Raw genomic sequence first — 22,789 nt, forward strand, 5'->3', positions numbered from 1 at the left:
AATCAGTTCTTAAGTTACTGCCGCTTCTATTCCAGAGGCAAGATCTGGGTAAAAGGAGCCTTGAGGTAGTGAAGCAATAAAGGTGCTGCGCTCTGCCATCTCCAGAGGTTGATGTGCCAGGCCACAAATGATTAATCGAATGTTCCGAATCTTACAAAGATGGGCTAGTTCCATAATCGTATCCATGCCAGAAGTATCAATGTAAATCACATTCTTTAAATCGAGTAATAGCACTTGGGAAGGTAGATTTGCCTCAATTTTCTCCAGAAGTTTTACCGCTCCAAAAAAGATGGCGCCATGTATGCGGTAAGCATCAATTCTTCCTTGTTGATTACTTAGTCCTGGGAAGTCGCTGACTAAAGCAGTCTCACAACGCGACAAACTGGAGATGCGATAAATGAAAGTGATGAAGGCTAGTAATAAACCCACTTCAACTGCGATGGTGAGATCCAAGACCACGGTGAGAGTGAAAACGCTCAAAATAGTAATGCGATAGGGTAGGCGGAACTGTTTGAGATCGATAAACTTCTGCCACTCACCCATATTCCAGGCTACATACATCAAGATGGCAGCAAGGCTGGCTAAGGGAATATTTTTAGCAAGTGGTGCCGCAAATAAAACGATGATCAGTAGGGTGGCCGAATGGACAAGACCAGCTATTGGTGTTGATGCGCCACTTTCTACATTAGTGACCGTACGAGCAATCGTGCCTGTAGCAGGCATGCCGCCAAAAAATGGAATAGTGAAATTGGCGATGCCCTGAGCAATGAGTTCTTGATTGGATTCATGGCGATCATGAATGAGGCCATCAGCAATGCGTGCGCAGAGTAAAGATTCAATTGCGCCTAATAAGGCAAGCGTTAAGGCTGGCGCAACCATATATTGAGCGCTACCCCAGCTAACTGGAATCCATTCAAAAGAGGGGAGTCCCGATGGGATACCGCCAAAGCGACTGCCAATCGTATCTACAGGCAAGTTAAGAGTGCTAGTAATGATCGTTGCTACCACCATGGCCACTACTGTGCCTGGCAGGTGAGATAGCCAACCCAGGCGATTCTGAAATAATTTCCAGAGAATTAATAAAGCCAGACTTCCACAAGCTATGCCTAGTGCAATTGGGTTAAAGGTATCTGCCGCCAAGTAGAGTGTATGAACGGATTGAAAAAACTGTGCAGGCATTTTTTCAATCTGAAGACCAAAAAAGTCTTTGATTTGAGATAGGCCAATCAAAAAGGCAATACCGTTGGTAAAGCCAATAATGACTGCAATTGGTATGAAGCGCACTAGCGTTCCAAGTCGAAACACTCCCATCAGAAATAAAAATACTCCCGACATAGCCGTAGCTAGTAATAAGTTGGGGACGCCATAGCGCTCGACAATGCCATAGACAATCACAATGAAGGCGCCAGCTGGCCCGCCTATTTGAACGCGGCTTCCACCGAGTAGAGAAATAAGACCACCAGCAATAATCGCAGTGAATATTCCGGCTTCAGGCTTTAGTCCACTAGCAATCGCAAATGCCATCGCCAAGGGAAGTGCGACGACGCCAACCGTTAGCCCAGCAAAAACATCCTTTGTGAAAAGCGTGCGGTTATAGCCTGCAAAGGAATCTAGAAGCCGAGAGCGAAAAAACATGGCTATGTCTTAATGAATTAAGAGGTGTTTATTCAAGAGATACGGCTACCAACCCAGTAGGCAAAGCTGGCGCATAAAGCGGTAACAAAGCTACCCCATGCAATATCAATGAAGGCTAGTTGTATTGGAAAGTTTCTGACCACTGCCAAATTAGTGAGGTCGTACGTCATGTAACAAAATAGACCAAACAAGGCGCCATATTGCAGTGCATATATCCATGACTGTTTTGATAGCGCCGGCACTATTACAAAGATACAGACACCTACCGCGTAAAGGAGGTAGAACGCGAGTCCAGCAAGAAGTTTAGGTTCACTGGCCATCAAATCGCCCATCTCATTGCGATAGAGGTTTTTTGCGATACCCAAGAGCCATACCAAATCGATTGCAATTAGGGCAGCTAAAAATGAGAGGTAGATAGCAAAATTCTTGATCAATTTAGTTACCTTTATTCTTTTATAGACTAATAATAGGCATTATGATGGAAAGAGTAGATTACTAGTTCAATTTAAGAGGAGTCAATATGTTTAAGCATTTATTAGTACCGGTAGACGGTTCAGATGTCAGCAAAAAATCCTTGAAGAAAGTAGCGGCACTTGCAAAGGCGGATGGCGCTGCGGTGACCCTGGTATATGTTTCTGATCCAACGCCTCCAATGGTATATTCAGATAGCACTATGGGCTATGGAATTTCAAAGAAGCAGCATACAGAAGCTTGCCAAGCATATGCGCTGGATGTATTTAAGAAGTCGACAACAGCTTTGGGGCTTGGCGCCAAAGTGAAAAGCCTTCATATTGAAAATAGCAATCTATCTGAAGGCATTTTGGCTGGTGCGAAAAAAGCAAAAGCAGATGTGATTGTGATGGCATCTCATAAGCGCACCGGGATTAAAGGTATTTTGTTGGGTAGCGAGACTCATGAAGTGATCGTCCATGCAACATTGCCAGTTTTAGTTCTTGGTTAATTTAATCAGCGCTTAACAAAAAGGGTCCAAGCGGACCCTTTTTTATTGCAACGAAATAAATGCGAACTAAGTAGCCGATTTAAGGAACTTCATTGGTTAGATTTGATCGGACTACCCAGTAGGAGTATTTCTCTAGTGAGCTGTCCGCTCTCGCTATCGCGCATAGACCATAAATCAAGCTGTGTCTTAGAGCCATAAGGATCTACATAAATCCCATTTTTTCGTAATTCAAAATGAAGGTGTGGTCCAGTCGATCTACCAGTGGTTCCTACATAGCCAATTTCTAAGCCGCGTCGTACTTCATTTCCAAGCTCAAGTTCAACGTTGTAATTACTTAAGTGAGCATAGTAGGTATGGTAATTACCTGGGTGTTCCAAAATGATCAAGTTACCAAAGGCGCCGCTGTAGCCAATATGTGCCACTCTGCCATTGGCAACACTAAAGACTGGTGTGCCAATAGGCGCAGCGTAATCAATGCCCATATGGGCGCGATATCGTTGCTTACTTCCTGGCGCTTGGGTGGGGGCTGCTGGCGCAGGACTCTTGCTACGCTTATTCGAAGAGGCTCTGACCATACCAACACCGCGTGAGATACGGCGATAGCTCAATGGGTTAGTCCAGAAGGAGCGCTCAAGAGATTCGCCAGTTCCTGTAAAGAAGCCCCCGGGGATATCATTGCGCTCCATCCAAAAGCCGTTTGCATAAACCTCTTTAGTGTTGGGATCAATAATTTCAACTGCCCAAATTTGCGCCCATTTTTCTCGATCACCAAAATCAACAATCAAGCGCACGACGCTGTTTGTATTCTCGAGCGAATTATTTTCTTCCGGATAAATTTGCTTGATCAGAGAATTTAATTCCCAGACAAGTTCAACAGGTAATTGATCGCTGACTTTGCGTGGATCATATAAAACATCTCTTAGGGGGATGCGAATCTCAGTTAAGCGTTTGGACTCATCTTTTAGATAGTCTTGTTGAATCAGAAAGCCGCCAACGGCTGAAGGTGTAAATGTCCACACCTCCGTTTTACTATCCTGTATGGGACCATTCATGATGCTCAATGAATCGAAGCGATTTCGACTACCAAATGCAACTGCGTAAGGAATGCAATCTCCACGCATGCGGTCAAAAAAAGTTTTGGTCTGATTTTTGAAGAATTCAGAAAACTGGCGGTTATCAATACCAATGCTTGCGGGTAGATTGTTTTCATTAAAGTTGCGTCGTAAGCAGCCTTGAGCAACCCGGTAGTCTAAATTGGCATCGCTATCAAGCATGAGCTCATCCGGAGCTTTGCGCTGAAATAGGGATGGGTTTAGGCTCATGCTGTTGGTTTTTGAGCCAGCGCCTCCGGATTTATCTTTGAACCCAACCTGCTTGGAGGATTGAACAATGACCTTTTGACGGTTTTGGTTGGCGCCTTGGGCTGCAGATGCCAAGCCCGGGGTTGAGCTAAGAAAGGCGCAACCAGACAAAATAATTATTCCCCTAGTGAGCAGGGAGCCAAGGGATGCTTTTTTATTCACCCCTCAATTATCTAATAATGTGAGGGCGAACCCGAATAAATATGTTGTACTGCAGCAATATAAATTCATTCTTGATCTGGGGCTATCTTCAGAACTGCAAAAGCTGCTTTTAGTCTTTCTTCGTAATTCTGCTTCATGATGGCCGCCTCATCGGGAGACCAGTCTCTAAATCCAGCGCCTTTGGCTATGCCAGTTTTGCCACTTTTTACCAAATTAGTGACACAGCTTGGGGGTGCTGAGATATTGGATAAAGATGGGTAAATCAACTCAGCGGCTAGGGTCATTCCCTCCCAGCCGGAAATCTCTTTTTGAGTCATAGGCCCAACGGCCGCATAACGAAAGCCAAAGCTATAACGAACTGCTGTATCTATGTCGTCTGGCGTGGCGATGCCTTCCTCAACAAGTGAAAGTGCTTCACGCATTAAGGCATGCTGAATGCGATTTGCTAAAAACCCAGGGATATCTTTTTTTACAAGCGCTGGTTTTTTGCCGTGGGCGCGATAAAACTCACAAACTTTTTCTGCTAAGGCAATATCCGATCGTTGTCCAGCAACAATCTCTACAAGTGGCACGATATGCGCAGGCATAAAGTAATGTGTATTAAACATGCGGCGCGCTGTAGCTAAATCTTTTGCAATCTCGCTAATCGGAAAGCCAGAGCTATTGCTGCCAATCGGAATATGAGGGGGTACACGTTGATCTAGCGAAGTAAATATTTCACGCTTCAGTTGCAGATGTTCAGAAATCGTCTCAATGACAAGATCTACCCCGGACCAATCCTGCCACTCATCAATACTGCCGCTTTGGAGTTGAGGGTTTGACTTGGGCCATTCTGGATTGATTGAATGTGCGCATGATCGAATAGAGTCTAGGCAGGCTAATGCCTTTTCAGTACTACGCCCAAGGATGACGGTATCGGCGCCGCTAGCTAAAAAGCCTACGGCTATTCTAACTCCCATGGTGCCTGTCCCGATAACAACAACCTTGCTCATTTTTGACCTATTGGATCTGTAAATTCATAAAGGAATGATTGGATTATTCCTTATTCATACTCCCGCCGGCAAATTAAATTCTCGATACAATCAATTTTTGATTAAGGAGTTTAGATGCCGATTATCGAATCCGTCCAAGTTGCTTCAGTGGCAGTACCTTTAGATAAAGTCACCTCATTTTCTACCCGCACTGTTTCTGAGCGTCACTACTGCCTTGTAAAAGTGCGCGGTAAGGATGGTAATGAAGGTATCGGCTTTTGCTACGTTGGAAGTGCTGGTGGAGATATCGCCAAGATTGCTGTGGAGCAATTGCTGGCTCCAAAATTGATTGGTCAAAATAGTCACCGCAGCGAAGGTCTCTGGATGGAGATGTACAACGAGTCCATTCTCCAAGGTCGTGCAGGTGCGGTAATGCGTGGCATCTCGATTTTGGACACGGCCATATGGGATTTAAATGCGCGTTCAGTCGGCTTGCCCTTGCACCAATACTTAGGATCAGTTGTGGATGATCGTGTACCAGCCTACGCCAGTGGCGGCTACTACTTAGAAGGTAAAACACCTGCCAAGTTAGGTCAAGAAATGGAGTCTTACGTAAAGCAGGGTTTTAAGGCAGTCAAGATGAAGGTAGGGCGCCTATCTCCTTCTGAAGAAGAGGCACGCGTGAAGGCGGCTCGTAAAGCAGTAGGTGACGATGTATTGCTAACGCTGGATGCCAATAATGCTTGGCGTGACTTGCCGACCGCCCTTGAGTATGTGCGTCGCTTTGAGGCTTATAACCCCTATTGGATTGAAGAGCCATTCTCTCCAGATGCGATTGATTTACATGCGGCATTAGCACGTCAAACAAAAATCAATGTGGCTACCGGTGAAATGGAAGCAGGTCGCTGGCGCTTTAGAGAATTAATTGATGCTGGTGGCGCTGCTATTTTGCAATCAGATGCTGCGGTCTGCGGCGGCATTACTGAGTGGAGAAGAATTTCTGCATATGCGGATTTAAAAGGCGTCATTGTCTGCCCTCATTGGATGCATGATTTACATGCGCCCTTGGTAGCAGCTACACCTAATGCGCGCTTTGTCGAATTCTTCTTAGACGACCAAGTGCTCAACTTCCGCAGATTAATCAACAAACAACTCACCTTCAAAAATGGGGATTTGATTTTGCATAAAACCCCCGGCTTAGGATTCGAGTTTGATGAGGCTGCTGTGAAGAAGTACGCAGGCAAAGCTGCTTGGAGCAAGATCTCTTAAGGTAAGTCATTGCCAGAAACAATAAGGCCCGCTCAAGCGGGCCTTATTGTTTTTAGGATGAGATCCACCCTCTTATCAGCTGCGCCTTAAGAAGTCCGAGGGTTTAATTTGAAATGGGTAATCGTTTGGGTTATCAGCACCAAACCAAATCCAACAAATCCAACTAAGTCTGCCTCTGTGGAGGGGTAGGCAAGGGCAACGCCAGAGACCACCATGATTACGCGTTCAAAGATCTTGGTTTTCTCAATGAACCAGCCTTGCAGTCCTCCAGCTAAGCAGATGATGCCAACAACAGCTGTAAAGGAAACCCAAGCGATTTGCATCCAGTCGGCTTGCTCTAATGCGCTGGTAGAGCCCATCAAAAGCAAACTCACGCCCGATTTGTCTAATACAAACATGAACGGGACTAGGATGGCAGGGGCAACATATTTCCAGGTTTGCAAGGTCGTCTTATAGGGATTGCCTTTGCAAATTGCAGCCGCCGCAAATGGTGAGAGTGCAGTCGGTGGCGAAACTTCAGAAAGTACAGCGTAATAAAAGATAAACATGTGGGCAGCAAAAGCAGGTACACCTAAATTAATCAAAGCAGGAGCTGCGATCACCGCGCAAATAATGTAAGAGGCTGTCACAGGGACGGCAAGACCAACCACCCAAACTACAAGGGCGGTAAAGATGGTCGTTAGTAAGAGCGAGCCGCCTGCGTACTGAATCACAATCGAGCTAAATTTCAGACCAAGACCGGTTAAGGTGACCGTACCCACAATGAGGCCAGCACCAGCACAGGTGGCGGCAATAGCCAGTACACCGGTTGAACCAGTTGCAAGTGCCTTTGTCAGGTTGGAGTTGTATAGCCCAGAGAGAATCGGTTCTTTGCCTTTAAACCATGCCCAAGGAATGATGGCTGTATCTTCACGCAACATACTTGAGAGGGCTGAGACCACTGTCGCCCAGAATACGGACATGACAGGAGAGAAGCCCATCAGCATAAACACCACAATCGAGATGAGAGAGAAGAAGTGAAACCAATATTTCTTAGTCAGCTGCCAAGCTGTTTCGGAAGACTCAAAGTGAATATTTTTCATGCCATATTTGCGTACATCAATTTCGACCATCACAAATAAGCCAAGATAAAAAAGGATAGTTGGGATGGTTGCCATTAGCAGCACATCTAAATAGGAGATCTTGAGAAAATCCGCAATCAAGAATGCAGCTGCACCCAGTACTGGAGGCGAGATGATGGCACCAAGGCCACCTGCCGCCAAAAGTCCACCAGCAGCATTTTTCTCGTAACCTACTTTATCCAACATGGGGGCTGCAACTGAGCCAACCGTAACGGTGGTAGCAACACCTGATCCAGAAGGGCCGCCGAGTAAGAAGGAGGACATTACGATAGTTCTGCCAACCCCAGAAGATTTTCCACCCATTGCCGCGAATGAGAAATCAATAAAGAATTTTCCTGCACCAGTAAATTGCAAAAAAGCGCCGAAGATGGTGAAGAGAATGATGAGAGTTGCAGAAACATCAACAGCAGTGCCATAGATGCCCTCAAGTGTCATATACATATAGCCTACTAGACGATCAAGATCGTAACCCTTGTGAGTCCAGGGTGCTGGTAAGTAGTTACCAAATAACGCATAGAGCAGAAACAGGACTGTTACTGTAACCAAGATCATGCCATTGGTTCTTCGAACACTTTCTAAGATGAGGACAATTAATGCAATGCCCACCATGACATCGGTAGAGTTAGGCGCAGTATTGCGATCCATAAAGTCATCGCCACCACTCAGAATGTAATACGCGATGGCTACCGAGATAAGTGCGCAGACAATATCCCAAGGCATGAGCCTGTTTTTAAAGCGAGCCGCAATAGGGAAGCTTAGAAATACTAGAAATAAAACCAGAGCAACGTGAATGACCCGTAACTCTTGTGTGGGAACGATTGAATACGCGGCATATAAATGAAAGAGTGACATACCTACAGCCACTAAGGTGATGAACTTGGCCAGTAGGCCCTTGTAGTCATTAGAGTCACCTTCTTCTTGCTTGATAAAGGCGTCTAGTTTTTCTTGGGTTTCGTTATCTATAACGTTTTGATTCATGTCTCAACCTCTGTAATTATTTTTATGCACTACTTTATGGATTCACTGCCGTAAAAGGAAAGGGGTGAGACTGGCTCACCCCCTATAGAGTATCAAATTAATTTAGTTTGACGTTCTTTTCTTTGAAGTACTTGAGTGCGCCTGGATGAAAATCAACAGGGGTTGATTTTGTTTTTTGGTTTTCTAGGCTGACGCTCATAAATTCCTGATGAGTACGCACCAATTCCAATTTGTTATCAAAGATTGCCTTAACAATCTTATAAGCTTGATCGTCAGGCATATTGGCATTGACTACCAAGATATTGGCGACTGCTGCGACTTTATTGTCTCTAGCCATGCCGCTATAAGTAGCCTTTGGAATGGTAGTTACAAAGTAAAGGTTGCCATATTTTTTATTCATGGCAGCTACCTCTTCGCCGGTGTCGACCATCACAATCTTGGTTCCTGGCGTATTGGCTAAGTCAGTTACGGCTGCTGTTGGTAGCCCACCCACCCAGAAGAATGCATCAATTTTGCGATCTTTAATGGCATTAACGGATTCGGCAACGCTCAATCGCTCACGCTTGACATCCTTGTCTTTATCAATCCCAGCAGCTTCCAGTAGGCGAAATGCCATGACTTCCGTTGCGCTACCAGGGGCGCCGGTACTAATACGCTTGCCCTTGAGGTCTTTCATAGACTTGATACCAGTGGAGTCCACTGTCACTAAGTGCATGAGGTTTGGATAAAGAACTACCAGAGTGCGTAAGTCCACTTTTTTGCCAGCAAACTTACCTTCGCCAATCTGAGCATCTTTAGCGGCATCAGCCATCGAAAAGCCGACATATGGCTTACCAGTGCCAATGAGATTTAAGTTATCTACTGAGCCACCAGTAACTTCTGCTGTAGCGGACATTCCTGGAACTTTGCTCGAGAGGACAGAAGCTAGGCCACCACCCATCGGGTAGTAAACACCGCCTGTACCACCCGTTGCGATGGAAATATTTTGAGCGCTCACACTCGCACAAAGAAAGCTAAGCGATAAAGCAATGACTTTAAGTAGTTTCATTGTTGTCTCCTAATTATTTTTTTAGTTTTTTAAATCACAAACCTGGCATGCTGAAGTTAATCGCCTGCAACTCGCTGAGAAGTTGGGCTTGTTGCTCGGCACTTAATTGCATGAGTGGTGGGCGTACTCTGAGCCACTCAGGATCTTTACTGTAATGCGCAACGGCAGTCTTCATTCCTGCAATCATTTGGTACTTGGCGAAAATTCCTCGCACCTGATCTAAGCCTGCTTGACGTTCATCCGCATTAGATTCTGTCCAGTGACTTGCTAAATCCGCAATTGCCTTAGGGTTCACGTTGGCGGTAGCGGAGATGCAGCCAACGCCACCAGCACGTAGGGCGCGCATCAGAAACACTTCGCTACCTGCATAGACGCGGAAGCCCGAAGGTGCTAGTAATTTAATGACCGATTCTGTATAAGCCCAATCACCTGAACTATCTTTCATGCCCACAACTGTCTTTGGATATTCTTTTGCTAAGCGCTCAAGCAAAGAGAGGCTTAAGGTTACTTTGGTGACAGGTGGAATGTTGTAGATATAAACCTGTAATGCTGCGCTACCGACTTTTTGAATTACTTCAGAAAAATAAGCAAATAGGCCGTCATCAGTAACGTCTTTGTAATAGAAAGGTGGCAGCATCAATACGCCCGCACACTGATGGTTCACTGCGTGACGGGTCATGTTCACAGTCGCATCGATAGATGTTGCGCCAGTACCTGGCATCAAGTGCTCAGGCTTTAATCCACCTTCAATTAATGCAGTTAATGTGCTCATCTTCTGTGGAGCGGACATTGAGTTCGCTTCTGAGTTGGTTCCAAAGATGGCTTGGCCAACGCCATTGGCTTCTAGCCATTTGCATTGCTTTAGTAATTTAGGAGCATCGGGGCTACCGTCCGCCTTAAATGGTGTGAGTACAGGGGACAACACCGCAGGTAAGGTGGAAGGGTGCAAGGAAATTGTCATACTAGCTCCGTTGTTTTAATTATTTACTTCCGATGGAAGTGCTTGTTGGTTAAAAAAGGCTTCTAAATTATCTACAGCTAAGTTGGTCATAGCTATCCGCGTTTCCGAGGTAGCGCTCCCAATATGCGGTGTTAACAATACATTATCAAGTGCTAAAAAAGCATGACTTGGGTTAGGTTCATTCTCAAAAACATCTAAAGCCGCACCAGCAATCTTTTTATGTTGCAGTGCATATAAAAGGGCATCCTCATCAACTACGCTTCCGCGGGCAATATTAATTAAATATCCAGAGGATCCCAAAGCCTCGAGCACCGCGGCGTTAATCATTTTGTCGGTATCTGGCGTTGCGGGGCAGGCTAAAAATAAGATGTCACAGGCCTGTGCCAATGATTGAATATCTGGGTGGTGGGCGTAAGGTAAGGATTTTTTATTGGGCCCTGAATACGCTATCTCAACCTTGAAGGGTTCTAAACGTTTAGCAAGATCCTGTCCAATGCGACCCATCCCAGCAATACCTACACGCTTGCCAGCCAGGGTGGTGGTGAGTCTAAAAGGCGCCTTCGACCAGGCAGTGCTTTTAACGTATTCCTGTGCCTCAGGTAGCTGGCGCAGAAGGGCGAGCATCATGCCAATGGCGAGCTCGCAAACCGCATCATTTAAGACGCCCGGGGTATTGCTTGCTTTGATGCCTTGTTCTTTTAAATAGCCTAAGGGCAGATTGTCATACCCAACCCCACAAGTAGCTACCATGCGAATACTGGGGATCTGCTTAAGGAGTTCTTCAGGAAGCTTGGTATTGGAGCGAATCAAGATGGCTTGAAAATTGCCAGCTGGGGGAGGCGCTTTAGGATCTAGATGGTGAAAAGGGGTGAAGCGTCGATCTATCTCTGCCTGCATAATTTCAGGGAAATGGCCGACCTGTAGCACCGAATTGACGGGGATCATGTCTCACTAACTTTTTTATTGAAATAATGACTTCCATTGTAAGAGGATTTTTTAGAAAAAGTCCGCCCCCATTTAGGAGAGTATTCATGTTATTTACCCCAGCAGAAACCAAGGTAGTGATAGTTGGTGGTGGCACGATGGGCGCAGACGTAGCAGCCGTTTGCGCGCGTGGCGGTTGCGCTGTCCAAGTAGTTGAGCCAACGACTGAACGAAGAGCGCTCTTGCCTGATTATTTTGCAAATACCATGACTGAACTTGGATATGAGCATCGCATTCATTTGCTTTCAGTTGCTGGCTCGCTTGAAGAAGTCGATTGGTCTGATATTGACCTTGTGATTGAGTGTGTGCCAGAGCGCTTAGATATTAAGCGCGAGTTATTTACCAAGCTTGAAAAATACGCAAAACCTGAAGCGGTTCTAGCAAGCAACAGTACGAGCTTTCCTATCAGTGAAATTGCTAACGGGCTGAAAACTTCCGCACGAATGATTGGCTTGCATTTTTTTATGCCTGCACATTTAGTTCCTTGCGTCGAGGTGGTGTACGGCGCAAAAACTTCACCAATGGTTGGAGAAAGCCTCTCCCGTTTAATGACCGCATGCGGCATGGTGCCCGTTACTGTCAAAAAAGATCTTCCAGGGTTTTTAGCCAATCGCTTACAGCATGCCTTATCGCGTGAGGCCTTTTCGATGGTTGATGAAGGTATTTGTACGCCTGAAGATATTGATAAGGCTGTTCGTTTTGGTTTTGGCTTTCGCTACATCGCTGCAGGCCCAGCCATGCAACGAGATCATGCGGGCTTAGAGGTCCATGGGGCGGGAGGAGCAACTATCTATCCAACGTTAAACAACTCACCAACAATAGCGAAATGCTTAAGCGACCGGATTGCTAGTGGCAAGTTTGGCATGAAAACTGGCGAAGGCTTTTATACATGGACTGCTGAAACTATTAAGGCGGAGCGTGAGCGTTATCAAGAGGCTTTACGTGCTGGCTTAAAGATTATTCAGAAAGATCTACCGGAAATTAAGTAGCAGAAAGGTAATAAGAGGATAAGGGAAATAAGGCAAGCAGTCTTAAGAGATATCTTTCAGATGTAATTTGGCAAGGTGTGGGGCGAGTCGATAAGTGATTAGGACGATAGCAATCGTCGCAGCCCCACCAAAGACGATGGAGGGTACTAGACCCATCATGCTCGCGGCAATGCCGGACTCAAGTGCGCCTAATTCATTGGATGAGCCAATGAAGATGCCATTAATAGCGCTAATTCTGCCACGCATGTGATCTGGAGTTGTGAGCTGCATGATGCTGCCTCGAATCACTACGGATATCGAATCAAAGCAACCAGAGACAAATAAGAAAAAGGCGCATATCCATAAATTGCTGGAGATACCAAAAGCAATAATCGCTGCGCCAAATCCCGCAACTGAGATCAGGAGATGTTTTCCGGAGTCAGTTAGTATGGGTCGTCTGGCTAGGTAGATGCCTGTAATGACGGCCCCGGCCGCAGGCGCAGCACGCAAAATACCAAGGGTCTCTGGACCTGCATTGAGTACCTCTTTAACAAAGGCGGGAAGTATGGAGACTGCGCCACCGAAGAGGACGGCAAACATGTCGAGCGCCATGATTCCCAAAATGAGTTCATGCTTTCTGACGTAATGAAAGCCTTCTAAAAAACTCTTCAGGAAGTGTCCAGATAAATTGCTCGACTTTTCTTGAACAGCAGTAATAAAGGTAATGCCATACAAGCCGATCGCTCCAAAGAAGGCAGCTAGTAAATAGGTCCATTCAAGACCAGCAAAGCCAATCATGAGTCCACCCAAACCTGGGCCGGCTACTACACAAATCTGAAAGGCAGAAGAGGCGTATGCCGTGTAGCGTGGAAGTTGGTCTCTTGGAATGACTTGTCCAAAAAGCGCTTGGTAAGAAGGTCTTAGTAAGGCGCGGCCAACACCAATAAAGGCTACTGCGGTGTATATCAGTGGTACAGGTGGAGAAAGCCAGCCCAATGCAATCACCGTCAAAAATAAGCCCACTGCAATATGAATCATGCAAGCTATTGCGGCAATCCACTTACGTGAGTGGTGATCAACTGCATGTCCGGAATAGAGTGCGAGTGCAAAGTAGGGGATAAGCTCTGCCAGGCCAATCAGTCCGAGTGAAACCACGCTATTGGTGATTTCGTAGAGATGCCAGCCTACCGCTACCATCGTAATTTGGTAGCTGAGAGTTGCGCCGATGCGATACAGGAGCAGAGTTCTAAAGGCTTTGGCGGGATTCATGAATTCCCTCCATTTTAGTGGAGAAGAGCATTATTCTTAAAGAATGAAGAAAATTATTCGCGTATGGGACTTGCCAATCCGTTTATTTCATTGGTTGTTAGTAGTTTGTATAGCAGGTAGCTTTGTGACTATCAATTTGGGTGATGAATTCATTCAATGGCACGCCTACTTTGGTTACAGTATTTTGACTTTGTTGATTTTCAGAATCATCTGGGGATTTGTTGGATCTACCCATGCACGCTTCTTATCATTCATTCCAAGAAAACAAGCAATTTTCGATTACTTGCGGGGGCGCTCACCCCACGTTCTTGGTCACAATCCAATAGGCGCACTTTCTGTATTCGCTCTACTGTTTGTCTTAAGCATTCAGGTATTTACAGGATTATTTGTTGATGATGAGGTCTCTTTTCAGGGGCCCTTGGCAAATTATGTATCTGGTTCGATATCTTCATTTTTATCGGAGATTCACGAAGGTAATCAAGTGGTAATACTGACGCTGATTGCCATTCACATTGCTGCCATTCTTTTCTATAAGAAATTCAAAGGTGAAGATCTGATTAAGCCAATGATTAGTGGCGATAAAGAAATTGACCCAAGCGAGGAGGCAAAATATTTGCCATCTGACTTGGGTCGGGCCTCCAAGGATGGAGTGCTGCAGCGCGGTTTTGCTTTGGTGTTACTAAGTGTGATCGCGGTAGCAGTGGGTTACTTGATTACGAAGTAACTCTCAATAACAGTAGTTATAAAGGTAGTCACTAAAGCTGGTTATAAGATAGTTATTTCTTTTTGAAATCGTCATGACAACCTTTGCAGGTTGAGCCTACTGCGCCAAAAGATTTCTTGATGCTATCTATATCACCCGACTGAGCTGCTTTATTGAGGTCAATTACCGCTAACTGCATTTTGTCTGCAGCAGCCTTAAACTTTGCGCTGTCTGACCACACTTCAGGTTTTGCTTTACCGCCTTCAGTGCCAGGACCAAAAGCTTGCCAAGGTAAGGTAGACATCATAGTTATGATCTCAGCATTTTTACTCACATCGTCTTTATTATACGGTGCAGCACCTTTAACTACAGCTCCGATTCGTCCGAAATGAGTGTTAATGATCGTCATGACACTTTGACGATATTCAATAGCTTTTTCTGCATTTTGAAATTGAGCAAATGCAGAACCTGTGCCAATCGCTAAAACAATTGCAGTACCTGCTAAAAAAAATTTCTGTAATTTCATGATGGTTCTCCGTTAATCAGGTGGGCAGCGTTGTTTAAGCATATCCCAGACCAGTATTTCTCGCTTAAAAAATCATCCTTAAAGGAGTCATTAGAAGATTGATGATCCCTAAAAAGAGGTTGCTTAGGGGCTCCATCCATAAGGAGCCAATAATTCCTGTAAAGACGAGGCCAAGTACGATGAAGAATCCCCATGGCTCAAGCCGTCCAAGTGCTATTGATTGACGAGCCGGTAGCAGGCTAGCCAAAATTCTGCCGCCATCGAGCGGCGGTAGTGGGAAGAGGTTAAAAACCAATAGGCCAATATTCCACATCACACCTGCTTTTGCCATAGAAGTCAGAAAGGGCTCATCTATGCCAATCCCTTGGATTAGTACCCAAAAAATTGCCCAAATGACGGCCTGCACAAAATTCGATCCCGGCCCTGCCAAGGCAACCCAAATTGAGTCGATTCTTGGATTTCTGAGACGTCCAAAATTAACAGGTACAGGCTTGGCATACCCCACCAAAAAGGGGGATCCCGTCAGAATTAAGACAAGTGGAATCAATAGGGTGCCTACTGGGTCTATATGTTTAACAGGGTTCAGGCTTACCCGACCAAGCATATAAGCAGTGTTATCACCAAATTTGCGGGCTGCATAACCATGGGCTGCTTCATGGATGGTGATGGCAAAAATCAGGGGAATCGCATTAATGGCGACAGCTTGGATAGAATAGTCAGTAATCATGGCAATATGATATCCATAGGAGCTCAAAGTGACTGAAGAAAAGAAACCCGATTCAAAAACCCCAGCAAAAGCGGTTGTAGCTAAGCCGCCAGCACGTCCACCCGTTCCAAAAGGACCCTCGGGACCGGCAGGAAGGCCTCAGGCAGGCTTTGGCGGGGGAAAAGGCATGATGCGCAAGGCCGGACGCGGTCGATAGTGGATAATTACTCTATTCATTAATGTGTTTACAGAGGATTTAGCAATGAACGAGTGGCATAACGAATCTAAAGAAGAAATCAACAAAAAGATCATTACATTGGTCGTGATGTTGGCAGGCGCTACCAGCTTGGCTATTTTGTTTGCCTTAGTTGCGGCTCACATAGGTTACGTATTCGGTTAATCTGCATTAATGACTAGCCATCGCCAACCTGCAATATTTGCTGGCCATGGCAGTCCAATGTATGCCATAGAGCCCAACCGCTACACAGCGGCTTGGTCGGCTCTTGGAAAATCCTTAAAGCGTCCTGACGCTATATTGGTGATCTCGGCGCATTGGGTAACTCGAGGCACCTGGGTTACTGCAATGCCAAAACCAAAAACGATTCACGACTTTGGCGGCTTTCCACAAGCGCTATTTGATATTCAGTATCCAGCACCTGGCAGCCCTGCCCTTGCGGATCGCGTACAAGAATTATTAAGCGTCTCTGTAGTGCTAGAAGAAAATGAGTGGGGCATCGATCATGGTGCTTGGTCTGTTCTCAAATATATGTATCCAGAAGCTGATGTACCAGTAGTGCAATTGAGTCTCGATGGTTCTATGACGGCGCGTGAACACTACGAGCTTGCTAGGCAGCTACGCCCTTTGCGTGATGAGAATATCTTGATCCTCTCGAGTGGTAACGTGGTGCATAACTTACGCACGATCCATTGGCAAGAGGGTGCCGAGCCTTATCCTTGGGCAATAAAATTTAATGATTTTTTTGTGTCAGAAATGTGTGCCAATCATCACGATTCTTTGATTGATTGGGAGGGTTATGGTGATGTAGCGCATCTTGCTATTCCAACTGCTGAACACTATTGGCCTGCTTTATATACCTTGGCTTTACAAGAAGAGGGTGAGCAAGTAAAAGTCTATGCAGATGGAATCGAGATGAGTTCTATTGGCATGCTGGGTTTTTCAATTCAATAAAGAGTCGATTATGTGGCTACCTATCTTTGCAATCTTCTTCGGTGCGGGCTTCGGTGCTTTATTAAGGGCAGGTTTTAATTACGCCACCGTAGGGATGGCTTCTTCACTGCCATTGGGCACTTTTATATCGAATATGGTTGGCGGATATTTAATCGGTATTGCAGTTGCATTCTTTGGTAACAATCCACATCTTTCTCCCGAGTGGAAGCTCTTAGTAGTTACTGGGTTTTTGGGAGGTCTCACTACTTTCTCAAGCTTTTCAGCTGAAGTAGTGGGTTTTATGCAGCGCGGTGAATTTACCTGGGCTTTAGGTACAGCGCTACTAAATCTTGTTGGTTCACTTGTGCTGACCTTCTTGGGTATCTTGACCTACCAGGCTCTCAAATAAAATTGGGGGGCACTAAGCCCCCCAATAGCATTCAAAATTGAATTCTTTACTCCGGCTTGATATTGGCTGTTTTTACAACAGCACTCCATTTGGCACTTTCAGCTTTAATCAGGCCAGCAAATTCAGCTGGGCTTCCTCCGCCAATCTCATTGCCTTGAGAGAGCATGAGCTCGCGTAGTTGTGGATCCTTAAGTGCTTCATTTGCAGCGGCATTTAATTTATCGATGATAGCTTTTGGCGTTCCCTTGGGCGCAATCAAGCCTTGCCAATTGAGAACTTCAACCTTGGGATATCCTGCTTCAGCAAAAGTAGGCACGTTCGGTAAAAGAGGAGAGCGTTTCTTGCTAGTAATAGCAATGGGGCGTAACTTATCGGCTTTGATGCTTGGCATCGCTGAATACATTTGATCAAACATCATGGTGACGTTACCGGCCATTAGATCGGTTAAGCTAGCGGATCCACTCTTATAAGGTACGTGAATCATATCGATGCCGGCGCTTTGTTTAAAGAGCTCACCGGATAATTGATGGCTTCCTCCAATGCCGCCTGATGAGAAAGTGAGAACACCCGGCTTAGCTTTGGCGGCCGCAACAATTTCTTGAACAGTTTTATATGGGGAGCTTGGGTTAACCACCAGTACTAGAGGCCCTTTTTCAACCAAAATGATGGGTGTGAGATCTATTTCTGGGTCGTAGCGCAAGTTGCCAAAGAGTGTTTTATTAACAGCCATGGGCGCGAAGTTGCCCATTCCAATGGTGTAGCCGTCCGGAGCGGCTCTAGAAATGAATTCTGTACCAATGTTGCCGCCAGCCCCCGGTTTGTTATCGACGATGATGGGTTGCTTCAGAATGACACTCATTTTTTGGGCAATCTGACGACTACGTGAGTCTGCGCCACCACCGGCACCATAAGGAACAATAAAATTAATGGGTTTGCTGGGGTAGTTGTTTTGCGCAAAAGCGCCGGCAGAAAATAAGGTGCTCAGACTTATTAAACAGGCTGAAAAGTTCTGAATGAGTCGCATATCTATCCTAAGAAAAATGATTTAAATAAAACCCAGAATTCCTAAAGCGCCGCCAATTGCAATGAGGTAGAGCGGATGCCAGCGTGTAAACAAGGTAATAGCAATCGTGCCAAAGGTCAACAAGTATGCGGCTGTGCTGCTATTAATCTGGAGCGCTATTCCCCAAGCCGCAGATAAAACTAAGCCTACCGCTAAAGCGCCGGCTGCCGCTTGGATGATTTTCTGCTTCCGAATATCCTGCATACCCATAATAGAGCGCTGCAAGAAATAAATCATGATTGAGGATGGCCAAGCAATTGCTAAAGTGGCAATTGCTGCACCAATCACGCCGCCCACTTTCCAGCCAATCAATGTAACCGTCATGAGGTTGGGCCCGGGCGCGGCCTGGGCAATGGCAAAGTAATCGGCGAAGGTTTGGGAGTTAATCCAATGCTCTTGATTTACCGATAACTCGTATAGTGTGGGGAGGAGCGCATTAATACCTCCAAATGCCACCAAGGAAAAAGCGGACAGTTTCAGAAAGAGACTGATGAGAGTGCCCATCATGCTTTAATCTTCTTCCATGCTAAAAAGAAAGCCAAAGGCGAGGCAAGTAAAACTACCCAACCCAGACCTAAATGAAAGTAGGTTGCAGCCAATACGGTCAAGAGGATGACGGACAGCATGGGTGGGTATTTCAGTTCTGAACGCATCATTTTGAAGCCGGTGCTTGCAATTAGACCTACACCTACTGCAGAGATACCTCTTAGCAATCCCTGGACAATCGGCATATAGCTGTAATGTTCGTAAAGAATACCCAGCAGAATGACGATAGCTACAGGTCCCAACATTAAACCGAGTACCGCGGCAAAAGCGCCCGGCACTCCGGCAAAGCGACTGCCTACACAAACACCGAGATTGACGATATTGGGTCCTGGAACAATTTGGCAGATCCCCAGCATGGCACTGAACTCTTCAGCAGTTAACCACTTCTCTTGCTCAACAAGCATGCGGCGCGCCCAAGGGAGTACGCCGCCAAACCCAGACATCCCGATTTTGCTAAACCCAATAAAGAGTTGCTTGGGTGTCAGTGTTTTAGGCTGGGATGACATCTTTTAATAGAAATCGCTTACTGTGGTTTAAAAGGATGTGGCACAGGTTTATTTTCTAGCCACGCTTCTAGTGTTTCGGTAATACCTTTTGAGAAAGTTGCAAAAATAGGTTCTGCAATAAATCCTAGGTGCGGCGTTACGAGAAGATTTGGGGTGTTGCGAAGTGCATCTTTTTCTGGAAGAGGCTCTACATCAAAGACATCGACCGCTGCTTGACCTGGTCTGCCTGCGGTCAAGGCCTTTTGCAGATCCGGCATATTAATGAGGGCAGCTCGTGAGGTATTGATGAGAATAGAGTCAGGTCGCATGAGTGCTAATTGATCCGCGCTAATTAAACCTTTAGTTCCGGGGCCGGCCACTAAGTGCATAGAGACGACTTTGGAAGTTTTAAGGAGTTCATCAAGACTGACCGCCTTTGCATTTTCAGCGGCGGCGCGTTCAGGCGTCATGCGAGGGCTCCAAGCAACCACTTCCATGCCAAAGGCAGCGCCAACACGCGCTACACGACTACCGATAGCGCCTAAGCCCATGATGCCTAAACGTTCGCCAGAGAGCATTGGCAGTAAAGACAAGGCATCACGCCAGCCACCAGAGGCAATGAGTTTATTTTCTTCAATAAGACGCTTAGAGGCACCCAGGATTAAGGCCCAAGTAAGTTCTGCAGTTGTTTCTTTGGAAGGTCCGCCAGGAGTACATGCCATGGGGATATTTCTAGAAACTAAGGCTGATGCTTCAAGGGTGCCATTGCGTTCACCAGTAAACATTAAGAACTTGAGCTTGGGTAAGCGTGCAATCATCGCCTCATTAAAAGGCGAGCGATCTCGCACGATAGCAATTGCATCAGCATCTTTGACTGCTTCATATAAGGCCTCATCTCGAAGCGGCTCATGATGAATGGTGAGCTTAGCCTGTTGATCTAATTTTTCCCAATTGGAAAAACGGCGCAACGCACGCTCATAGTCTCCGAGAATAACGATATTAGGTAATGAGGCCATGGATGAAAATCTTTCAGTTGAATATTAGTCTGGTGTACAAAGGCTCAGGATTTGCTTGAGATCAGGCGCTTGTCCTAATTTCCAGATTGCAGAAATTAACTGAATCGTTTTCTCTTTGCCAATTACTGGCTCTGCCAAGCTTGTGAACTTTTGTTCCAAGTTAGCATCACTCATTGGGTTCCCTACTGAGCCAATTGCATTCTTCACGAAGATATGTACTTCCTTACCATTCTTCAGGAAGGCTTTTACGTCTACCGATGCTTCGCTAATGGAGGTGTCGGTAGTGGCATTTACTTTGGCGCGCAAGGCTACAACATCTGGGCGGTTCACGATGTCATCGGCATATTCACCTTCGCCAGCTTGACCAAACATCAAACCTACGGCACAGCCGTGATATACGCTGAATTTACCTTCTAAACCATCTTTAGGGGTTTTCTTGCCGGTAAGCTCCAGCACTAGTGGGTGAACGCGCAGTTCAATACGTTCTACATCTTCTGCATTAACACCTTGGGCGCGTAATTGAGCGCAGGCATCAATGGCTGGGTGAATCACAATGCCGCAAGCAAAGGGCTTGTATGTATTTAAAGAAATCTCAAAAGACTTTCCTAGGGCGCGATCAATTTCTGACCAGTCGCATTTAGTAGAAACTGTTTGCATGTAGCCCCGTCCAGCTTCAAGCGCTTTGGGGCTTGCAGTAAAGCCATGTTTGGCTAGCAATGCAGAAAGTTGACCTGCACGTGCAGCGCCACCAGGATGAAATGGTTTAGTCATCGTGCCAAATTGCTCGCGCATACCAACCGGTTGTGAAGCAGCAATGCCCAGGGCCATAGTAGTTTTTTGTAGATCAAGACCCATTAAGCGAGAGCATGCAGCAGCAGATCCCAGCATGCCAGTGGAACCAGTGATATGCCAACCGCGATGGTAGTGGTCTGGATACATTGCGTTACCAACACGGCAGGCAACATCGATTCCGAGAACGAGAGAGTCAATGATTTGACGACCATTGGCACCAATGTGCTCACCTAGCGCTAGGATTGCAGAAGCTACTGGACCTGCCGGGTGGATTACGGTCTTTAAGTGGGTGTCATCAAAGTCAAATGTGTGGGAACTGATGCCGTTAATCAGTGCAGCTCCGCCCATATCGACTTTGTCCTTACGACCAAGGATGCTGGCTTGTGGCGCTGGCTGAAATTCACGGATAGCAGCTAAAGAGGATTCAACACTCTCGTGATTAGCTGCGCCAATGGCGCAACCAAGCCAATTTAAAAATGTGCGATGAGCCTCATGCTCGACTTCCGGAGTCCAGCCTTGGCTTGGATGAGCATTAACAAACTCAGCCAATATTTTAGTAACTGGCGGTGCATTGAGATCGGCTGCTGCGGCAATAGCATGAGACATATAAAGGTTCCTATAAAAGAGTGGAGTGCTTAATAATTAAAATTCAAATATATAAATTCAGAAAGATTAGTCAATTTCAATATTGCGGTCTTTAGCAACCTTGGCCCAGCGAGCAATATCTTCCTTAATGTAATTGGTAAATTGAGGGGGCGTCATTGGCATTAGGGTCATCGCTTCATTAGTCATTTTTTCTGAAAAGTCCGGCAAAGCAAGAACTTTATTTAACTCTGCATTCAGTTTGGTGACGATGGCAGGGGGTAGATTTGCTGGACCTACTAGGCCGTACCATTGCTGACCATCAAAGCCGTTGTAGCCCAACTCTTTAAATGTGGGGATATTGGGCGCAGCTGAACTACGCTTAGAGCCAGTGACTGCTAGGCCGCGAACACGATTGGTATTGATATAAGGAAGTGCTGCAAATAGAGTGGGGAACATCGCTTGGGTTTGGCCTGCTAATAAGTCCGTATATGCTGGGCCTACACCACGATAAGGTACATGCACCATAAATATTCCTGCAGCTAGCTTTAGTTGCTCCATACCTAGATGGGTGAGTGTGCCCGGGCCAGCAGAGCCGTAACTTAACTTAGCAGGATTCTTTTTCGCATAATCAAGAAACTCTTTAAAACTCTTGATTGGCAGATCGGGATTAATGATGAGTACATTTGGAGTTGCGCCAATCATGCCAATCGGCGTGAAATCTTTTAGAGCGTCATAGGGTAATTTGCGGACGGCAGGATTAGTGCCATGCGTCCCAACATAAGCAATCATCAGAGTATAGCCATCAGCCGGCGCTTTAGCAGTTGCTTGCGATGCGATGGATCCACCACCACCACCCATATTCTCAACAACAACCGTTTGACCAAGTGAGCGAGAGAGTTTTTCCGCAACAGCACGCGCAATATTATCGAGTCCGCCACCAGCAGCTACTGGTGCAATCAGTTTGATGGGTTTGGTTGGGTAAGCAGGCGCTGCACTTTGAGCTTGTGCATTGCAGTTGATTGCCACTCCCAGAAATACGAAGAGAAGGGAGGATAAAAAAATCGGCTTTTGCCGATTAATTACTGTAGACATGTCTCGAGTC

General features: G+C 46.0%; 25 protein-coding genes. 8 read left to right on the top strand and 17 right to left on the bottom strand.

All coding sequences use genetic code 11. The annotated features are described in order from the left end of the window. Nucleotides 1-9: 9 nt before the first annotated feature. Together ICN36_RS06220 and ICN36_RS06225 are read right to left on the bottom strand one after the other, a co-directional pair. Nucleotides 10-1,635 carry a SulP family inorganic anion transporter gene (locus ICN36_RS06220; protein ID WP_216227495.1) on the bottom strand — a complete coding sequence of 542 codons (1,626 nt, stop codon included), beginning with the start codon at nt 1,633-1,635 and terminating at the stop codon, nt 10-12. A gap of 32 nt (nt 1,636-1,667) precedes the next feature. Further along, a complete protein-coding gene (locus tag ICN36_RS06225; RefSeq protein ID WP_216227496.1) occupies nt 1,668-2,069 on the bottom strand; it encodes a DUF2177 family protein in 402 nt (133 codons plus the stop codon). 86 nt (nt 2,070-2,155) lie between these two features. On the opposite strand from ICN36_RS06225, the gene ICN36_RS06230 reads away from it, so the two are divergent. Continuing rightward, nucleotides 2,156-2,596 (top strand): universal stress protein, encoded by a 441-nt coding sequence (locus tag ICN36_RS06230; RefSeq protein ID WP_216227497.1) that lies wholly within the window; start codon nt 2,156-2,158, stop codon nt 2,594-2,596. Between the two features lie 89 nt (nt 2,597-2,685). Here ICN36_RS06230 and ICN36_RS06235 read toward each other — a convergent pair whose 3' ends face one another. Together ICN36_RS06235 and ICN36_RS06240 are read right to left on the bottom strand one after the other, a co-directional pair. Beyond that, nucleotides 2,686-4,119: a M23 family metallopeptidase gene (locus tag ICN36_RS06235; protein WP_370623441.1), complete on the bottom strand. Its 1,434-nt coding sequence runs from the start codon at nt 4,117-4,119 to the stop codon at nt 2,686-2,688. A 65-nt stretch (nt 4,120-4,184) separates the two neighbouring features. Next, on the bottom strand, nt 4,185-5,111 hold the full coding sequence (locus ICN36_RS06240; RefSeq protein ID WP_216227498.1) for a 3-hydroxyacyl-CoA dehydrogenase NAD-binding domain-containing protein: 927 nt from the start codon (nt 5,109-5,111) through the stop codon (nt 4,185-4,187). Nucleotides 5,112-5,225: 114 nt separating this feature from the next. Between ICN36_RS06240 and ICN36_RS06245 the strand changes: the two genes are divergently transcribed. Beyond that, the gene (locus ICN36_RS06245; RefSeq protein ID WP_216227499.1) at nt 5,226-6,359 is read left to right on the top strand and encodes a mandelate racemase/muconate lactonizing enzyme family protein; all 1,134 of its coding nucleotides are present in this window, start codon (nt 5,226-5,228) and stop codon (nt 6,357-6,359) included. An 86-nt stretch (nt 6,360-6,445) separates the two neighbouring features. Here ICN36_RS06245 and ICN36_RS06250 read toward each other — a convergent pair whose 3' ends face one another. From ICN36_RS06250 to ICN36_RS06265, 4 genes are all read right to left on the bottom strand, one after another. Continuing rightward, nucleotides 6,446-8,458, bottom strand: a complete 2,013-nt coding sequence (locus ICN36_RS06250; RefSeq protein WP_216227500.1) for a TRAP transporter fused permease subunit — start codon at nt 8,456-8,458, stop codon at nt 6,446-6,448. A 97-nt stretch (nt 8,459-8,555) separates the two neighbouring features. Then, nucleotides 8,556-9,506, bottom strand: coding sequence for a TAXI family TRAP transporter solute-binding subunit (locus tag ICN36_RS06255; protein ID WP_216227501.1), 951 nt, complete (start codon nt 9,504-9,506; stop codon nt 8,556-8,558). 34 nt (nt 9,507-9,540) lie between these two features. Continuing rightward, nucleotides 9,541-10,467 carry a dihydrodipicolinate synthase family protein gene (locus ICN36_RS06260; protein WP_216227502.1) on the bottom strand — a complete coding sequence of 309 codons (927 nt, stop codon included), beginning with the start codon at nt 10,465-10,467 and terminating at the stop codon, nt 9,541-9,543. Nucleotides 10,468-10,482: 15 nt separating this feature from the next. Next, the gene (locus tag ICN36_RS06265) at nt 10,483-11,412 is read right to left on the bottom strand and encodes a 2-hydroxyacid dehydrogenase (RefSeq protein ID WP_216227503.1); all 930 of its coding nucleotides are present in this window, start codon (nt 11,410-11,412) and stop codon (nt 10,483-10,485) included. A gap of 86 nt (nt 11,413-11,498) precedes the next feature. On the opposite strand from ICN36_RS06265, the gene ICN36_RS06270 reads away from it, so the two are divergent. Beyond that, nucleotides 11,499-12,440, top strand: coding sequence for a 3-hydroxyacyl-CoA dehydrogenase family protein (locus ICN36_RS06270; RefSeq protein ID WP_216227504.1), 942 nt, complete (start codon nt 11,499-11,501; stop codon nt 12,438-12,440). Nucleotides 12,441-12,482: 42 nt separating this feature from the next. Here ICN36_RS06270 and ICN36_RS06275 read toward each other — a convergent pair whose 3' ends face one another. Next, on the bottom strand, nt 12,483-13,688 hold the full coding sequence (locus ICN36_RS06275) for an MFS transporter (protein WP_216227505.1): 1,206 nt from the start codon (nt 13,686-13,688) through the stop codon (nt 12,483-12,485). A gap of 43 nt (nt 13,689-13,731) precedes the next feature. On the opposite strand from ICN36_RS06275, the gene ICN36_RS06280 reads away from it, so the two are divergent. Beyond that, on the top strand, nt 13,732-14,412 hold the full coding sequence (locus tag ICN36_RS06280) for a cytochrome b/b6 domain-containing protein (RefSeq protein ID WP_216227506.1): 681 nt from the start codon (nt 13,732-13,734) through the stop codon (nt 14,410-14,412). A 52-nt stretch (nt 14,413-14,464) separates the two neighbouring features. Here ICN36_RS06280 and ICN36_RS06285 read toward each other — a convergent pair whose 3' ends face one another. Continuing rightward, nucleotides 14,465-14,917 (bottom strand): cytochrome c, encoded by a 453-nt coding sequence (locus ICN36_RS06285; RefSeq protein ID WP_216227507.1) that lies wholly within the window; start codon nt 14,915-14,917, stop codon nt 14,465-14,467. Between the two features lie 64 nt (nt 14,918-14,981). Next, the gene (locus ICN36_RS06290; RefSeq protein WP_216227508.1) at nt 14,982-15,644 is read right to left on the bottom strand and encodes a site-2 protease family protein; all 663 of its coding nucleotides are present in this window, start codon (nt 15,642-15,644) and stop codon (nt 14,982-14,984) included. 28 nt (nt 15,645-15,672) lie between these two features. Here ICN36_RS06290 and ICN36_RS06295 point away from each other — a divergent pair, with 28 nt between their 5' ends. From ICN36_RS06295 to crcB, 4 genes are read left to right on the top strand one after another with little or no spacing between them, the layout of a single operon-like run. Beyond that, nucleotides 15,673-15,840, top strand: coding sequence for a hypothetical protein (locus ICN36_RS06295; protein WP_216153476.1), 168 nt, complete (start codon nt 15,673-15,675; stop codon nt 15,838-15,840). A 45-nt stretch (nt 15,841-15,885) separates the two neighbouring features. Beyond that, the gene (locus ICN36_RS06300; RefSeq protein WP_216153475.1) at nt 15,886-16,023 is read left to right on the top strand and encodes a hypothetical protein; all 138 of its coding nucleotides are present in this window, start codon (nt 15,886-15,888) and stop codon (nt 16,021-16,023) included. A 9-nt stretch (nt 16,024-16,032) separates the two neighbouring features. Beyond that, complete coding sequence (ygiD, locus tag ICN36_RS06305; RefSeq protein WP_216227509.1) at nt 16,033-16,812, top strand: 4,5-DOPA dioxygenase extradiol; 780 nt, start codon at nt 16,033-16,035, stop codon at nt 16,810-16,812. Between the two features lie 10 nt (nt 16,813-16,822). Then, the gene (crcB, locus tag ICN36_RS06310) at nt 16,823-17,200 is read left to right on the top strand and encodes a fluoride efflux transporter CrcB (protein ID WP_216227510.1); all 378 of its coding nucleotides are present in this window, start codon (nt 16,823-16,825) and stop codon (nt 17,198-17,200) included. A 46-nt stretch (nt 17,201-17,246) separates the two neighbouring features. Here crcB and ICN36_RS06315 read toward each other — a convergent pair whose 3' ends face one another. From ICN36_RS06315 to ICN36_RS06340, 6 genes are all read right to left on the bottom strand, one after another. Then, nucleotides 17,247-18,224, bottom strand: a complete 978-nt coding sequence (locus ICN36_RS06315) for a tripartite tricarboxylate transporter substrate binding protein (protein WP_216227511.1) — start codon at nt 18,222-18,224, stop codon at nt 17,247-17,249. Between the two features lie 21 nt (nt 18,225-18,245). Continuing rightward, nucleotides 18,246-18,770, bottom strand: a complete 525-nt coding sequence (locus ICN36_RS06320) for a chromate transporter (RefSeq protein ID WP_216227512.1) — start codon at nt 18,768-18,770, stop codon at nt 18,246-18,248. Beyond that, complete coding sequence (locus tag ICN36_RS06325) at nt 18,767-19,315, bottom strand: chromate transporter (protein ID WP_216227513.1); 549 nt, start codon at nt 19,313-19,315, stop codon at nt 18,767-18,769. The genes ICN36_RS06320 and ICN36_RS06325 overlap by 4 nt, the downstream gene beginning before the upstream one ends. A gap of 17 nt (nt 19,316-19,332) precedes the next feature. Continuing rightward, a complete protein-coding gene (locus ICN36_RS06330; RefSeq protein ID WP_216227514.1) occupies nt 19,333-20,310 on the bottom strand; it encodes a D-2-hydroxyacid dehydrogenase family protein in 978 nt (325 codons plus the stop codon). A 24-nt stretch (nt 20,311-20,334) separates the two neighbouring features. Beyond that, nucleotides 20,335-21,708, bottom strand: coding sequence for an MmgE/PrpD family protein (locus ICN36_RS06335; protein WP_216227515.1), 1,374 nt, complete (start codon nt 21,706-21,708; stop codon nt 20,335-20,337). 66 nt (nt 21,709-21,774) lie between these two features. Next, nucleotides 21,775-22,779: a tripartite tricarboxylate transporter substrate binding protein gene (locus tag ICN36_RS06340; RefSeq protein ID WP_216862048.1), complete on the bottom strand. Its 1,005-nt coding sequence runs from the start codon at nt 22,777-22,779 to the stop codon at nt 21,775-21,777. Nucleotides 22,780-22,789: the final 10 nt, after the last annotated feature.

Origin of the sequence: Polynucleobacter sp. UK-Gri1-W3, assembly GCF_018881595.1 — a bacterium.
Taxonomy (GTDB): Bacteria; Pseudomonadota; Gammaproteobacteria; order Burkholderiales; family Burkholderiaceae; genus Polynucleobacter.